Source organism: Streptomyces sp. NBC_00554 (genome assembly GCF_041431135.1).
Classification (GTDB): domain Bacteria; phylum Actinomycetota; class Actinomycetes; order Streptomycetales; family Streptomycetaceae; genus Streptomyces.
This window is the reverse complement of sequence record NZ_CP107799.1, coordinates 2,339,765-2,353,425: the sequence shown is the minus strand read 5'-3', so window position 1 is coordinate 2,353,425 and position 13,661 is coordinate 2,339,765. Positions and strand designations below refer to the sequence as shown.

General features: G+C 71.5%; 15 protein-coding genes and 1 pseudogene. 4 read left to right on the top strand and 12 right to left on the bottom strand.

Annotated elements, in window-relative coordinates:
• Window positions 1-45 precede the first annotated feature (45 nt).
• Both OG266_RS10335 and OG266_RS10330 read right to left on the bottom strand, forming a co-directional pair.
• Window positions 46-690, bottom strand: coding sequence for a TetR/AcrR family transcriptional regulator (locus tag OG266_RS10335; RefSeq protein WP_371544877.1), 645 nt, complete (start codon window positions 688-690; stop codon window positions 46-48).
• A 76-nt stretch (window positions 691-766) separates the two neighbouring features.
• Window positions 767-1,516, bottom strand: coding sequence for a peptidyl-tRNA hydrolase (locus OG266_RS10330; RefSeq protein ID WP_371544874.1), 750 nt, complete (start codon window positions 1,514-1,516; stop codon window positions 767-769).
• Between the two features lie 62 nt (window positions 1,517-1,578).
• Here OG266_RS10330 and OG266_RS10325 point away from each other — a divergent pair.
• Both OG266_RS10325 and OG266_RS10320 read left to right on the top strand, forming a co-directional pair.
• A pseudogene (locus tag OG266_RS10325) lies at window positions 1,579-2,424 on the top strand (ATP-binding cassette domain-containing protein); the annotation flags it as partial.
• Between the two features lie 440 nt (window positions 2,425-2,864).
• Window positions 2,865-3,536, top strand: a complete 672-nt coding sequence (locus OG266_RS10320) for an ABC transporter (RefSeq protein ID WP_371544871.1) — start codon at window positions 2,865-2,867, stop codon at window positions 3,534-3,536.
• Here the strand turns inward: OG266_RS10320 and OG266_RS10315 are convergent.
• The 10 genes from OG266_RS10315 to zapE all read right to left on the bottom strand — a co-directional run bounded on the left by OG266_RS10315 (window position 3,528) and on the right by zapE (window position 12,219).
• On the bottom strand, window positions 3,528-3,719 hold the full coding sequence (locus tag OG266_RS10315) for a hypothetical protein (RefSeq protein WP_371544868.1): 192 nt from the start codon (window positions 3,717-3,719) through the stop codon (window positions 3,528-3,530). The two genes, OG266_RS10320 and OG266_RS10315, sit on opposite strands and share 9 nt — an antisense overlap.
• 31 nt (window positions 3,720-3,750) lie before the next feature.
• Window positions 3,751-4,596 (bottom strand): polysaccharide deacetylase family protein, encoded by an 846-nt coding sequence (locus OG266_RS10310; RefSeq protein ID WP_371544865.1) that lies wholly within the window; start codon window positions 4,594-4,596, stop codon window positions 3,751-3,753.
• Between the two features lie 119 nt (window positions 4,597-4,715).
• Entirely contained in the window at window positions 4,716-5,552 is an 837-nt protein-coding gene (locus OG266_RS10305; RefSeq protein WP_371552730.1) for a PPK2 family polyphosphate kinase, read from the bottom strand.
• A gap of 141 nt (window positions 5,553-5,693) precedes the next feature.
• The gene (locus OG266_RS10300) at window positions 5,694-5,861 is read right to left on the bottom strand and encodes a hypothetical protein (protein ID WP_371544863.1); all 168 of its coding nucleotides are present in this window, start codon (window positions 5,859-5,861) and stop codon (window positions 5,694-5,696) included.
• A 127-nt stretch (window positions 5,862-5,988) separates the two neighbouring features.
• The gene (locus OG266_RS10295; RefSeq protein ID WP_371544860.1) at window positions 5,989-7,371 is read right to left on the bottom strand and encodes a PhoX family protein; all 1,383 of its coding nucleotides are present in this window, start codon (window positions 7,369-7,371) and stop codon (window positions 5,989-5,991) included.
• An 89-nt stretch (window positions 7,372-7,460) separates the two neighbouring features.
• Entirely contained in the window at window positions 7,461-8,375 is a 915-nt protein-coding gene (locus tag OG266_RS10290) for a slipin family protein (protein ID WP_371544856.1), read from the bottom strand.
• Between the two features lie 110 nt (window positions 8,376-8,485).
• A complete protein-coding gene (locus tag OG266_RS10285) occupies window positions 8,486-9,940 on the bottom strand; it encodes a SulP family inorganic anion transporter (protein WP_371544853.1) in 1,455 nt (484 codons plus the stop codon).
• A gap of 8 nt (window positions 9,941-9,948) precedes the next feature.
• On the bottom strand, window positions 9,949-10,527 hold the full coding sequence (locus tag OG266_RS10280; protein WP_371544850.1) for a carbonic anhydrase: 579 nt from the start codon (window positions 10,525-10,527) through the stop codon (window positions 9,949-9,951).
• A gap of 73 nt (window positions 10,528-10,600) precedes the next feature.
• A complete protein-coding gene (locus OG266_RS10275) occupies window positions 10,601-10,945 on the bottom strand; it encodes a hypothetical protein (protein WP_371544847.1) in 345 nt (114 codons plus the stop codon).
• Window positions 10,946-11,079: 134 nt separating this feature from the next.
• Window positions 11,080-12,219, bottom strand: coding sequence for a cell division protein ZapE (gene zapE, locus OG266_RS10270; RefSeq protein ID WP_371544844.1), 1,140 nt, complete (start codon window positions 12,217-12,219; stop codon window positions 11,080-11,082).
• On the opposite strand from zapE, the gene OG266_RS10265 reads away from it, so the two are divergent.
• A complete protein-coding gene (locus OG266_RS10265) occupies window positions 12,218-13,012 on the top strand; it encodes a pyrimidine reductase family protein (protein ID WP_371544842.1) in 795 nt (264 codons plus the stop codon). The two genes, zapE and OG266_RS10265, sit on opposite strands and share 2 nt — an antisense overlap.
• 133 nt (window positions 13,013-13,145) lie before the next feature.
• Window positions 13,146-13,619 carry an indole-3-glycerol phosphate synthase gene (locus OG266_RS10260; RefSeq protein ID WP_371544839.1) on the top strand — a complete coding sequence of 158 codons (474 nt, stop codon included), beginning with the start codon at window positions 13,146-13,148 and terminating at the stop codon, window positions 13,617-13,619.
• Window positions 13,620-13,661: the final 42 nt, after the last annotated feature.

Here is a 13,661-nt window from a genome sequence, read left to right as displayed (position 1 = left end):
CGGATCAAGGGACTTCAGGCGGCCCTCAAGGAACTTCGGTCGACCTCAGGGAACTTCGGGAACCCGGGACGGATCCGTCGCCGCGATGCGTAGCCGGGAGGCGATGGCGACGCGGGCCCTTCGGTAGGCGGTCGTCTCGTCGTGCAGGACGGAGACGACGTTGGCCGTCTCCATCAACGCGACGAGTTCGAAGGCGAGTTGGGGAGCGTCCGTGCCGGGGTGGAGGTCGCCGAGTTCGCGGGCCTCCGCGATGGTGGCCTCCACGTGTTCCGTCCAGTCCCGCTGGGCGCGTACGACCGCGTCGTGCACGGGGCCGGAACGGGCGTCGAACTCGGCGACGACCTCGTAGAAGAAGCAGCCGCCGGGGAAGACCCGGCCCTGGGAGTAGTCGAGCCAGAGCGTGCACAGCCGCCAGAGCCGGTCGATCCCGGCCGGGGTCTCGGCCGCGGGCCGGACGATCCGCTCCATGTAGATGCGCGCCGCCTCCCGTACGGTCGCGAGCTGGAGCTCCTGCTTGGAACCGAAGAGCGCGAAGACCCCGCTCTTGCTGAGTTCGAGCTCGGTGGCCAGCCGGCCGACGGACAGCGCGTCGAGTCCCTCGACCGAGGCGATGTCGACGGTACGGCGGAGCACCAACTGCCGCGTCCGGTTGCCGCGTTCGACCCTGCCGTCCAGCCGGGTCCCGGCCATGGTGACCTCCGCATACGTCGTGAACGTGCCGCAAGCGTAGCCGCGGTGTGGCAACAGGCGTCCGGTGCCGGGGCGGTCAGTCGTGGCGCAGCGCCGGATGGTCCGCGACCACCGTGTACGACCCCGGCGCGATCTCCGTGAAGCCCGCGTCGCGGACCAACGGGAGCCCGGAGGTGGTGAGTTCACGCCAGCGGGCCGGGTCCGCGGTACGGACGGCGAGCGGGAAGCCGGCGTCGCGCCAGGCCGCCCGCTCCTCGTCCGACAGTTCCCACCAGGCGAGTTGGGCGCCGTGCCCCGCCTGCGCCATCGTCTTGCCCGCCGACATGTCGAGGTCCGGGTTGAGCCACAGCACCGGGGCCGCCAGGTCGGCGTCCATCGGCGGCTCGGGGTCTTCGAGGTCGGTGCCGGAGACCTGGAGCTTGGCGAGTTCCTTGGGCCAGCCGTCCAGCGGGACCGGCGGGAAGACACGCACCTCGGCGGACTTCCCGGTCACCGTGATCCCCGGCAGCGCCTCGGCCCGCCGCCACTCGGCGCCGCGCGCCCGCCGCACGACCTTGCGGATCCTGGCGTCCTGCCAGTCATGGATGGCCTGCGCCCACTCGCCGGCGCTCTCGCCGTCCCCGAGCGACCGCTCGTCGCTGAGGATGGTCAGCACGGCGCGGGCCGCGCTCTCCAGCGCGTCGGTACGGGCCGGGGGATCGGCCTTCTCGATGCGCACGACCAGGGGCAGCACGTACTGCGGTGCCTCGTCGCGCGCGGTGCGCTCGGAACGGAAGGGGCCATCGCCGTTGGAGGTCGGGTCGACTGCGGTCGGGTCGCTGCTCACGCCCTCCAGTCTGCCAGGCGGAAGATCGGTTCTTCTGCGGGCGCCCGTACGCCCACGCGAGGATGGCCCCCACGAATGGTGATCTGCGGCTGGAGGGCGTCGGCCGACGTTACGGGCTCCGCGGCCCCTGGGTCCTGCGCGGCGTCGACCTCGATGTGACCCCCGGCACCCTGGTCCGCGTGGACGGCGCCAACGGCACCGGCAAGTCCACCCTGCTGAGACTCCTCGCCGGGATCGACGCGCCCTCCGAGGGCCGGATCACCGGTCGCCCGCGCACGGCGTACGTCCCCGAGCGCTTCCCCGCCGCCCTCCCCTTCACCGCGTCCGGGTACCTCACCCACCTCGGCGCCGTCCACGGCCTCTCGCGTCCGGCCGCCGCCCGTGCCGCCGACGAGTGGCTGGAACGCCTCGGCGCCGCCGCGTACGCCCGTACGCCCATGGCGGAACTGTCCAAGGGCAGCAGCCAGAAGGTCGCCGTCGCCCAGGCACTGCTCGCCGAGCCGGAACTCCTCGTCCTCGACGAGGCCTGGACCGGCCTCGACACCGCCGCCCGCGCCGAACTGGAACGCGCCGTCGCGGAACGTACCGCCGCCGGCGCCGCGGTGGTCTTCGTCGACCACGACCCGCGGCGGCTGGCGGGGGTGCCCGACGCCACGTACACCGTCGTCGACGGCGCGCTCGATCTCCGTACGCCACAGGGCACTTCGGCCGGTCCGGCGGCCCCGCACGTCGTCGTCGAGGCCGAGGGTCCGGCGGGCGCGGAACCTCCCCCCGAGGCGCTGGGGCTCTCGACGTCCGTGGAACGGACCGCGGCGGGGTCCTTCCGCCTCACCGCACCCGAGTCCCACTCGGACGTGCTGCTCAGGTCGCTCCTTGGCGCACGGCCGCCGTGGCATGTGGTGGGGGTGGGGCGGTTGCCGGGCGGCGGGGAAGCGGGTGCGCCGGACGGTGATGCGCGGGGTCCGGCGGTACCGGACGTCGATGTGCGGTACTTGGCCGCACCGGGCGTCGACGTGCAGGGCTCGGTTGCGCCCGACAGGGGCGAACAGGGCCCGCCCGCGCCTGGCGACGGCGCCGAGTCGCGCACCAGGGTGCCCGTTGCTGACGCCGCTGCAGGCGCCGCGTCCAGCCCGTCAGTGCCGGGCGCAGTGGCGGCGGGTTCTGCCGGGTCGCGCGCCGGCGTGCCCGCCTCTGTCGCTTCTGCTGCCGAGCCGGCTGTAGGCGTCGAGTCCAGCCCGTCAGCGCCGGGTTCCGCGGCGTCGAGCCCCACGGCGTCAGGTGTCTCCGCGCCGCCCCCGCAGCCCGCATCCCCGGACGCCCGCCCCCTCCGACCCGAAGGCCCCCGCCAGTGAACGCCCTGATCCGCTACCAGGCCGCCCTTCTGCTGCGCTCGCAGCGCTGGCTGCCGCCGTTCATCCTGTACGCGGCCTTTCTCGGGATCGGCGTTCAGAGCGGGCAGCCAGTGCTCGACTCGCTCGGCTACTCGGCCGCCGCCGTGCTCCCCGTAGCCGCTTGGCTCGTCCGGATCTGTGCCACCAACGAGCCGCCCGCGGCGCGGAGTTGTGTGGGCGCGGCGGTCGGCCCCGGACGGGCGCACCTCGCCTGTCTGCTCGTCGCGCTGTCGGCGGCCGTTCTCATCGGGGCCGCGTCGACGCTGTTCGTCGCGGTGATCAGCGACCCGACGAGCACGGACCACCAGAAGGAGGTGCCGGTGGTCGCGGCGGGCGGCGCGGGACTCCTGGCCGCGCTCGTGTGCGCGCTGCTCGGCACCGCCGTCGGCGCGCTCACGACCTGGCCGCTGCTGCGCTCGCCGGGCCGCGCGGTCCCCGCGATGCTGCTCGCGGCGCTGCTCACGCTGGTGACCTCGGGCTCACCGGCCCAGGCGGCCCTCACCGACCTGATCACCGGCTCGCGGGCGGGCACGGTCCCCGCCCCGCTGCTGCCGCTGGCCGCCGCCGCGCTGCTCACGGCCGGCGCGCTCGCCGTGGCCTGCGCGCTCACCACCCGCCGGTCAGCCTGAACACGCGGTGCGCTGCGCCTCCTGCCACTCGCAGACGGGGCACAGCGTGATCCCCTTGTACGACTCCGGGTACTCCGTCGGCTTCCGGCACAGCACGCACTCGGCGAACGGCGGCCCGTCGGTCGTGGAGGCCGTGGGTGCCACGGGCGCCGGGTCCGCCTCGGCGCCGCAGTAGTCGCTCATGGTTCCAGCGTAAGGCGGACCACGGGACGGCCTACCGGTGGCGGCCGGCCGCCCCGATCAGCTCCGACACCTTCACGAAGCGGTACCCCTTCTTCCGCAGCTCGGGAACGATCGTCCGCACCGCCTCCTCGGTCGCCGGAGCCGCACTCCGCGTGCAGTGCATGACGACGACGGACCCGGGCCGCACGCCGTCGAGGACCTGCTGGGCCACGGCGTCGGCGTCCGTCGCGAACGCGTCCCCGCTGACCACGTCCCACTGCACCGCGGTCACCCCGGCCGCGCTCAGCGTCCGCAGCGCCCGCTGGTCGTAACATCCGCCCGGGAAACGGAAGTACGGCATCGCACGGGGCACCCCTGCCTTCTTGAAGGCGGCGAACGCCCGCTCCACGTCCGACCGCATCCGGTCCTCGGGCACGGTCGGCAGCCCGTAGCAGTCGTCCGTGAAGGCGTAGTGGCTGTACGAGTGATTTGCGACCTCGAAGAGCGGGTCCCGCCCGATGGCCCTGGCCTCCTGCGGGTACTCGTCCGCCCACCGCCCCGTCATGAACACGGTGGCCGGCACCTTGTACGCCCGCAGCGTCGAGATCAGCCGCGGATTGTCGAAGTGCTCCCCGGCCGCCGCCCGCGCCCCCTGATCGGCGGTCATGTCCGCGTCGAAGGTCAGCGCGACGGTCTTGTCCCGCGTCCGCGGGCCGTTCTTGAAGACGGGGGTCAGTCCGGCGGGGCCCGGGGCGAGTGTAGGGGGCTCTGATGCCGTGGCGCTGGCGGGAGCGGGTTGCCCTTGGCGGGCGGCGTGCGGGGTGTGCGGGGCCCCGCAGGCGGCGAGCGCGGCGCCCAGGGCGCAGGCTGCGGCGATTCGTCGTACAAGAATGGTCACCGCGTGAAGATAAGCGGGTAAATGCGACTAATCACCCATCGCGCGCTGGCGTCCGGCGAATGCGGCCGCGAACTCACCCGCCCAGGTGAGCGACTACCAGGTCTCCGCCTCGCGGAGGCTCAGCCGTCCTTCAGGAGCCGCCTCCGGCTCTCCTCCACATCGAAGTCCGCCTTGGGGTACTGCGGGTCGAGGGCCTCAAGGTGTTCCAGGAGGAGCTTGCTGATCGCCCAGTTCCGGTACCACTTGCGGTCGGCGGGGACCAGGTACCAGGGGGCCTCCGGCGTGGAGCAGCGCTCGATGGCGATCTCGTACGCCCTCTGGTACGCGGGCCACAGTGTGCGCTCCTCGATGTCGCCGACGTTGAACTTCCAGTGTTTGTCGGGGTTGTCGAGGCGTTCGAGGAGGCGGCGGCGCTGCTGTTCGTAGGAGATGTGGAGGAAGACCTTCACGACGGTGACGCCGTCGTCCGTGAGGGACTTCTCGAAGCGGTTGATCTCGGCGTAGCGGCGGTCGATCTCCTCGGGTGGGGCCAGTTCGCGGACGCGGGCGATCAGGACGTCCTCGTAGTGAGAGCGGTCGAAGATGCCGATCTCGCCGGGCTCCGGAAGCGCCTTCCTGATCCGCCAGAGGAAGGAGTGCTTCCGCTCCTCGGGGGTCGGTGCCTTGAAGGCCCGGATGCGGCAGCCGGAGGGGTTGAACAGCCCGATGACATGCTTGACCGTGCCGCCCTTGCCGCTGGTGTCCATGCCCTGGAGGACCAGGAGAATGCGCCGCCGTTCACCCGCCGTACTCGTGGCCCACAGGCGTTCTTGCAGGTCGGCGAGGTGTTCGCCCATCAGGGCGGTGGCGGCGAGACCGGCGGCCTTGTCGCGCGGGCCGGCGGGTGTCGCATCGGCCGCGTACGAGGAGAGGTCGACTCCGGCGCCGCCCGGGACGCGCAGCAGCTCGCGGAGCAGCGCGGGTGCCCCTGCGGGCTTCGGTCGTTCTTCGTCCCGCCCGCCGTCCTTCTTCTTGCTGTCTGTCCTGGCGTCCTTCTTCGGCACCGCGTGCCCCTTCCGGCCGTGTCCCTCGATGGTGCGGCGGAGGGCTGCTGTCCGCTACTCGCCGCAAAGCGCGGGCATCTGGTCGATCAGGTCGGTGCTGCGGGCATCGATCATCATTCCGATGCGGTGCAGGACCTCGGCGGCGGGCTGGGCGTCGAGGAGGCGGCCGTCGCGCAGGCGCAGGGCGACCTGGTTGTCGGCCGCCTCCCTGGGTCCGATCACCGCCTGGGTACGGGACGAGCCGGGCGGCGCGGAGGCGGGAGCCCAGGGTGCCCTGCTCGGGGCCGGCCAGGTGGGCCCGGAGTCCCTGGTCACCGGGGCGGGCGCGGCAATTTCTGCGGGCGGGCGCTCAGTTGCGCCAACGTCCCGTCACCGCGAACGTCGTCCCGGGCGTATAGCAGTTCACGTACATCGTCTCGCCGTCCGGCGAGAAGGTGACGCCCGCGAACTCGCCCCACTCGGGCGCCTCCGGGGTGCCGATGTTCTGGGCGCCGCGGGCCATGGCGTACACCTCGCCCTTGCGGGTCACGCCGTACACATGCTGCGCACCGTTGCCGTCCTCGCACACCATGAGGCCGCCGCTCGGTGCGAGGCAGATGTTGTCCGGGGACTCGCCGGGGAGTTGTACGTCGGTGTCCGGGCCGAAGACGATCACGAGCGTGAGGCGGCGGGTCGACGGGTCGTAGCGCCAGATCTGGCCGAAGTGGTCCGCGGCCGAGCCCTCCGCGCTGTGTGCGAAGGACGAGACGAAGTACACGGACTTTCCGCCCCAGTAGCAGCCCTCCAGCTTCTGGGCGTGCGTGATGCCCTTCGGGCCGAAGTCCTGGAGCCGGATGGGGGTTTGGGCGGCGAGCGGGTCCGGGACGTCCACCCACTCGATGCCGTCGAAGGTCGCGCCGGTCTCCTGGATGGAGGAGAGGTCCGGTACGCCGGGGACGCGCATCGCCTGGAGTCTGCCTCCCGCGCGCAGTGAACCGATGCCGCCCTCAGGCTTGTTGGGGAGGAAGCGGTAGAACAGACCGAAGGGTGTGAGGAACGCGTCTTCGGTCTCGTAGACGATGCCCCGCCACGGGTCGACGGCGATCGCCTCGTGCTGGAAGCGGCCCATCGCCGTGAGCGGGACGGCCCCCGTGCGACGGGGATCCACCGGATCGACCTCGAAGATGAATCCGTGGTCCTTGGTGTAGCCGTTGGTGCCCGCCTTCTCCTCGGTCTCCTCGCAGGTCAGCCATGTGCCCCAAGGGGTCGGCCCGCCCGCGCAGTTGACCGCGGTTCCGGCGATGGCGACCCGTTCGGACAGGACGCGGTTGCGGCTGTCCAGGGTCAGCGCCGTACAGCCGCCCTTGCCCATCGGGTCGTACGTCAGGCTCTCGATCGTCGGGACCGGGATCCTGGCGGTGTTGCGGTTCTCGTGGTTGCGGACCAGGTGGACGCGGCCGTGACTGCCCGCGAAGGCCGACATGCCGTCGTGGTTGCTCGGCACCAGGCCCTCCCCGGAGCGGAGCTGGTCGCCCTCGCGGGACAGCACCCGGTAGCGGAAACCTTCCGGCAGGTCGAGCAGTCCGTTCGGGTCGGGGACCAGGGGGCCGTACCCGCTGTGGCCGAGGCCCTGCGCGGCGGCGGTGCCCGCGAAGAGGTCGCCGAGGCTTCCGGCGAAGGCGATCGACGCGCCCAACACACCTGTGCGGGCGAGCATCTGACGACGTGTCGCGGAGCGAACGTTTTCTGGCATGGGGCAACCTTCCTGTTGGCGGACAGGACTGTGACCCGCCTGTGTGTATCACGGGGGCGAGGCGGCCGGAACCACGCGCGTAGCAGGTGTCACACGTCGGCTTCGGGCTTTCCGGGCTCGGCCTCGGGGATCCCCGACTCGATCTCGGGCTTCTCGGCGTCGACCTCAGCCGTGACCTCGACCTCGGCCGTGACCTCTGGCTTCTCGGACCTCGGGGGTGCCGACTGCTCAACCGCCGGCTGCCCCTGTTGCGCCCGCTCCAGGAACCGCAGCAGCTCCACCGGGAAGGGCAGCACGAGCGTGGAGTTCTTCTCGGCCGCGACCGCCACCACCGTCTGCAGCAGCCGCAGTTGGAGCGCCGCGGGCTGCTCGGACATCACCCCGGCGGCCTCCGCCAGCTTCTTGGACGCCTGAAGTTCCGCGTCGGCGTTGATGATCCGGGCGCGGCGCTCTCGGTCGGCCTCGGCCTGCCGGGCCATCGAGCGTTTCATGGTCTCCGGCAGCGACACGTCCTTGATCTCGACGCGGTCGATCTGCACACCCCAGCCCATCGCCGGGCTGTCGATCATCAACTCCAGGCCCTGGTTGAGCTTTTCGCGGTTGGAGAGCAGATCGTCGAGATCGCTCTTGCCGATGATGGAGCGGAGCGATGTCTGCGCCATCTGCGAGACCGCGAAGCGGTAGTCCTCGACCTGGATGACGGCGTCGGCGGCGTCGATCACCTTGAAGTAGATGACGGCGTCCACCCGGACCGTGACGTTGTCCCTGGTGATGCCGTCCTGCGCCGGCACCGGCATCGTCACGATCTGCATATTGACCTTGTGCAGCTTGTCGACGCCCGGGACGATCATGGTGAACCCCGGGGCGCGCACGGCTCCCGCGAGCCGCCCGAGCCGGAGGACCACGCCTCGCTCGTACTGCTTGATGACCCGGGCCGCCGCCGCGACGTACACCACCCCGGCGGAAGCGACTGCCGCGCCTGCGACCAGCAGCTCCTCGAGCATTGCGACCCCCTTTCGAGCCGCCCAGTATGACCAATATGTCCACTGTACGTCGCAGGGCTGGGCCCGCGAGGAAGCGGGCCCAGCCCCATGGGACAGCGCACCGGCCCGGGTCAGGACCCCGAGGTGACCTTCACCGGGTCGGTTCCCGCCGCGCTGTGCCGGGCCGACCAGCTCTCCAGCGCGGTGCGGCAGGCGTGGTCCAGGTGGTGCAGGCCGGAGAGGTCCAGCTCGATGGGCCGGTCCTGCGGCAGTGCCTCCAGGCTGTCGAGGATCTTCGGGAGCCGCAGGAAGGTCGCATTGCCCGACAGATGCGCCTGGACGGGCCCGGCTCCCTTGTCTATGACGTCGAGGCGCACGTGCGAGGCCTCCCACGCCGTCTTCGCGACGGCCAGCGCGAGCCCGATCAGAACCCCCTCGAACATGCTCACGGCGACGATCGACACCGCGGTGACGACGAGGATCAGCGCCTCTCCCCGGTGCTCGCGCCACAGCGACGCGATCTCGCGCAGCGGGATCAGCTTCCAGCCCGCGTACACCAGGATGCCCGCGAGGGCCGGCAGCGGAATGACGCCGAGCGCGGCCGGCAGCAGCGCCGCGAACAGCAGCAGCCACACGCCGTGCAGGACCCGGGACGCCTTCGTCCGCGCGCCCGCCTGGACGTTCGCCGCACTGCGTACGATCACCGCGGTCATCGGCAGCGCGCCGAGCAGCCCGCAGACGGTGTTGCCCGCGCCCTGCGCCATCAGCTCCTTGTCGTACTCCGTCCGCGGCCCGTCGTGCAGCCGGTCCACGGCCGCCGCGCTGAACAGCGACTCGGCGGAGGCGATCAGGGTGAAGGCGAGGACCGTGCCGAGCACACCGACGTGTCCGAGTTCCCCGAGGGCGTCGAGAGTCGGCAGCTGGACCGAGCCGAGCAGCCCCCGCACCTCGACCTTCGCCACGGGCAGGCCGAACGCCGCCGAGGCGAGGGTGGCCAGCGCGACCGCGCCGAGCGCCGCCGGTACCGTACGGACCCGCCGTGGCAGCAGCTTCCACAGCACGAGGACGAGGACGGTCCCCGCGCCGAGCGCGACCGATGCCAGCGCCTCGGGGCTGCGTGCGGCGTCGACGAGCGCCGCCGGCAGCCCGGCGAGCTTGCCCAGACCGGAGGCCGGCGCCTTCAGGCCGGCCATCGAGTAGAGCTGGCCCGCGATCAGGACGAGACCGATCCCGGCCAGCATGCCTTCGACGACGGCCACCGAGATGGCCCGGAAGTAGCGCCCCAACTTCAGGGCCCCCATGAGGAGTTGGAGTACGCCCGTGGTGAGTACAACGACTCCGAGCACGGCGAGGCCGTACTCCCGCACGGCCTCGAAGACCAGCACGGTCAGCCCCGCGGCCGGCCCGGACACCTGAAGGCTGCTGCCGCGCATCAGCCCGGTGACGAGACCGCCCACGATGCCGGTGACCAGGCCGAGTTCGGCCGGGACGCCGGAGGCGACGGCGACGCCCACACACAGGGGGAGGGCGATGAGGAACACGACGACGGACGCGGCGAAGTCCTGCCGCAGGTGGGGGAGTTTCATCGCGTCGATCACAGCGCCTCGAAGGCGCCGGTGTCCGCCCGGTGCGCCTGTACGGCGCCGGTGTGGACCTCGTAGTACCAGCCGTGCAGGCGTAGTTGACCTGCCGTCAGGGCCCGTTCCACACACGGGTATGCGCGGAGCCTGAGCATTTGCGCGCGGACGTGGTTCTGCACCGCGTCGGCGACGGCCGGGTCGTCGTGTGCCGCGCCGGACGGCGGTTCGGCCTGGGCGAGCCAGTCGCGCACGGCGGGTACGGCGGTCAGGTCGTCGCCGCGCACCAGCGCGCCGACGGCGCCGCAGTGGGAGTGGCCGCAGACCACGATCTCGGAGACACCGAGCACGTCCACCGCGTACTCGACGGTGGCGGCTTCGGCGGTCGGCCGCCCGGGGACGTACGGCGGGACGATGTTGCCCGCGGTGCGCAGCTCGAAGAGCTCGCCGGGGCGGGCGCCGGTGATCAGCGCGGGGACGACACGGGAGTCGGAGCAGGTGATGAACAGGACCTGGGGGGACTGGCCTTGGGCCAGCTGGGCGAACCGCTCGGGGCGCTGTCCGTGCGCGCGGGCGTGATCGATGAGGGGCTGCATGTGTCAGTTCCTCCTGGCGCGCCTCGATGGCGCGTCGGCTTACAAGAACGGAGCGTGGGGGGATGCGCTCCGCTCAGCAGCGGAAGACCTGAAGTGCCGCGGGGGAATGATTGGTTGACGATCTGGACGTGCGAACGGAGGTCTCGCGGGGCGGGACGAGGGGACGGCCGGCCGCCGGGTCGCTCGCCAGCAGGGCGCGGGCGGGCGCTTCGGGTACGAGGTCCTCGTCACGGCTGCGGTCGCGGGACCGGAGTGCCGGCGCCACCTTCTGCTTCTGCTGGTGCTCGGACTCGCCGCAGGAGGCGACCTCACTCTTCTGCGCAGAAGCGAACACCTGTGTGGGAGCGAAGAACTGAAGGCTCATCAGGACGGTGGCGAGTACCACGAACAGGGTCCGGGCCTTCGTACCTCGGAACATGGGCCCCCTCCCGGCTGCTCACACACGTCAACAGTCAGCGTCAAGATCTACGTTAACGCGGCCAGTTGTTTGCAGGGTTAACTTTACGTTTCGCCCTGAAGAGAGCCCGAAAGTAGGAGGGGGCGTGGCGGGAATCAGTCCTTCACGAGCCCCTTGGCATCCCGTGCCAGCGCGGTGAGCCGGGAGATCGCGCGGAAGTACTTCTTGCGGTAGCCGCCGTTCAGCATCTCCTCGCTGAACAGCTTGTCGAAAGGCATTCCGGCGGCGAGCACCGGCACCTCGCGGTCGTACAGCCGGTCCGCGAGCACCACGAGACGCAGCGCCGTCGACTGGTCCGGTATCGGCTGGACGTCGGTGAGGCAGACGGCCTTGAGGCCGTCGGTCAGAGCGCCGTAGCGGCTCGGGTGGACGCGCGCGAGGTGGTCGAGCAGGTGCGGGAAGTCGTCGAGGGACGCGCCTTCGGTGGCGTACGCCGCCTTGGTGACCTGCTCGTCGGAGAACGGCGCCGGGGCCTCGGGCAGCCCGCGGTGGCGGTAGTCCTCGCCGTCGATCCGCAGCGGACGGAAGTGCGCAGACAGACCCTGAATCTCGCGCAGGAAGTCGGCGGACGCGAACCGGCCCTCGCCGAGCTTGCCCGGCAGTGTGTTCGAGGTGGCCGCGAGCGCCACGCCCGCGTCGACCAGCTTGCCGAGCAGGGTGGAGACGAGGACGGTGTCGCCGGGGTCGTCGAGCTCGAACTCGTCTATGCACAGCAGCCGGTGGCCGCTCAGCGTCTGCACGGTCTTCTGGAAGCCGAGCGCGCCGACCAGGTTGGTGAGCTCCACGAACGTGCCGAAGGCCTTGAGCTCGGGCTCGGCGGGGGTCGCGTGCCACAGGGAGGCCAGCAGGTGGGTCTTGCCGACGCCGTAGCCGCCGTCCAGATAGACGCCGCGCGGGCCTGCGGGGGCCTGTTTGGCGGCCTTCCCGAAGCCGAACAGCCTGCGCCTGCCCGAGCCCGCGGCGTGTGCCCCGCCCAGACCGGCCGCGAAGCCGCTGAGGACCCGTACGGCCTCGGGCTGGCTCGGCTGGTTCGGGTCCGGGATGTACGTGGCGAAGCGGACCGAGTCGAAGCGCGGCGGCGGCACCATCTCGGCGACGAGCCGGTCCGCGGGGACGTGCGGCTCGCGGGCGCACAGGGACAGCGGGGTCGCTTCGGCTATCGGACCGAACCCGGCGGAGGTGGTGGAGGTCGACACGGTTCCCCACTCTAAGGGCCGTGCCACACTGCACGTCATGCGACGCCTGTTCCCTGTGACCTACGAAACAGCAGCCCAGGCCTCCGGCGGGGCACCGGATGCGGATGTGACGGACCGGGAGTGGGAGCTCGACGAGCTGGCGGAGGCGTACGCCTACCCCGAGGCCCGTGAGCCCTGGCTGCGCGCCAACATGGTGTCGACGCTGGACGGCGCCGCCCAGCACGACGGGCGGTCCCAGGCCATCTCCGGCGCCACCGACATGCGGATCTTCGGAGTGCTGCGTGCACTGGCCGACGTCGTCCTGGTGGGTGCGGAAACGGTACGCCAGGAGGGTTACCGTCCGGCACGCGCGCGTGAGGCCTTCGTGGAGCGGAGGGAGGCGGCAGGGCAGAGCACGGCGCCCGCGATCGCGATCGTCACCGCCAGTCTCGACCTGGACTTCTCGCTTCCGCTTTTCGTCTCGCCCGAGGTGCCCACGCTGGTCCTGACCGGCGCCGGGGCGGCCCCGGACCGGGTCGCGGCCGCCGAGAAGGCGGGCGCGCGGGTGGTGATCGCGGGGGACGGCATGGGCGTGGACCCCGCCCGGGCCGTACGCGCGCTCGGCGACCTCGGCATGACCCGGCTGCTGACCGAGGGCGGCCCGCGCCTGCTGGGCCAGCTGATCGCGGCCGGGGTGCTCGACGAGCTCTGTCTCACGGTCTCCCCGACGCTCACCGCGGGAGACGCGCAGCGCATCGCCGGAGGCCCGTCGATCGCTGTTCCGAAACGGTTCGAACTGGCGTCCTTGCTGGAAGAGGCCGGGTTCCTCTACGCCCGATACCGTCGGTCCTGACAAGTCGGCGGAATACCCCGTTCCGTTTTTCTTCGGCGGGGCACACTGAATTTCGCAGACCCCGTGCGGTTACGGGGCAGGATGGTTTCCGCAGGGGCCTGGGAACGGCCCACGGAGGAGAAGGGCGCCTGTCGTGTTCACAAGCGTATTGATGATCGAGAAGGCCCTGACGTCCGACGACGTGGAGTTCGTCACCACCTTGCACGGTGACGAGTCCGTCGCCTTCCACGTGCTGCTCCAGCCCCGGGGTGACCAGGCGGACCGGCTGCTGAGGGCCATCGACGACGTCGCGCTCGGCGAGCTGGACGAGGCGGCTCACGAGGACGAGACCCCCGAGGGCGACGACGCCGCCGGTCAGGGGCAGCAGGCCCTCGACGTGTCGCTGGTGGCGCTGCGGGCGACCGGGAACCAGGCCGAGGGGCGGCTGATCGAGGACCATCCGCTGGATGCGCTGAAGGGCCTGGTCGAGGAGATCGACGCGGATGAGGTCATCGTGCTGACCGATCCCCACTATGTGGAGGAGTTCTTCCACCGGGACTGGGCGTCTCGGGCTCGGCACAAGGTGGGGGTGCCGGTGCTGAAGCTGTTCTCGCACAGCAAGGCGTAGCCGCATGCCGCTGGGCTTGGCCGGGGGCGCCGTGGGGGTTCG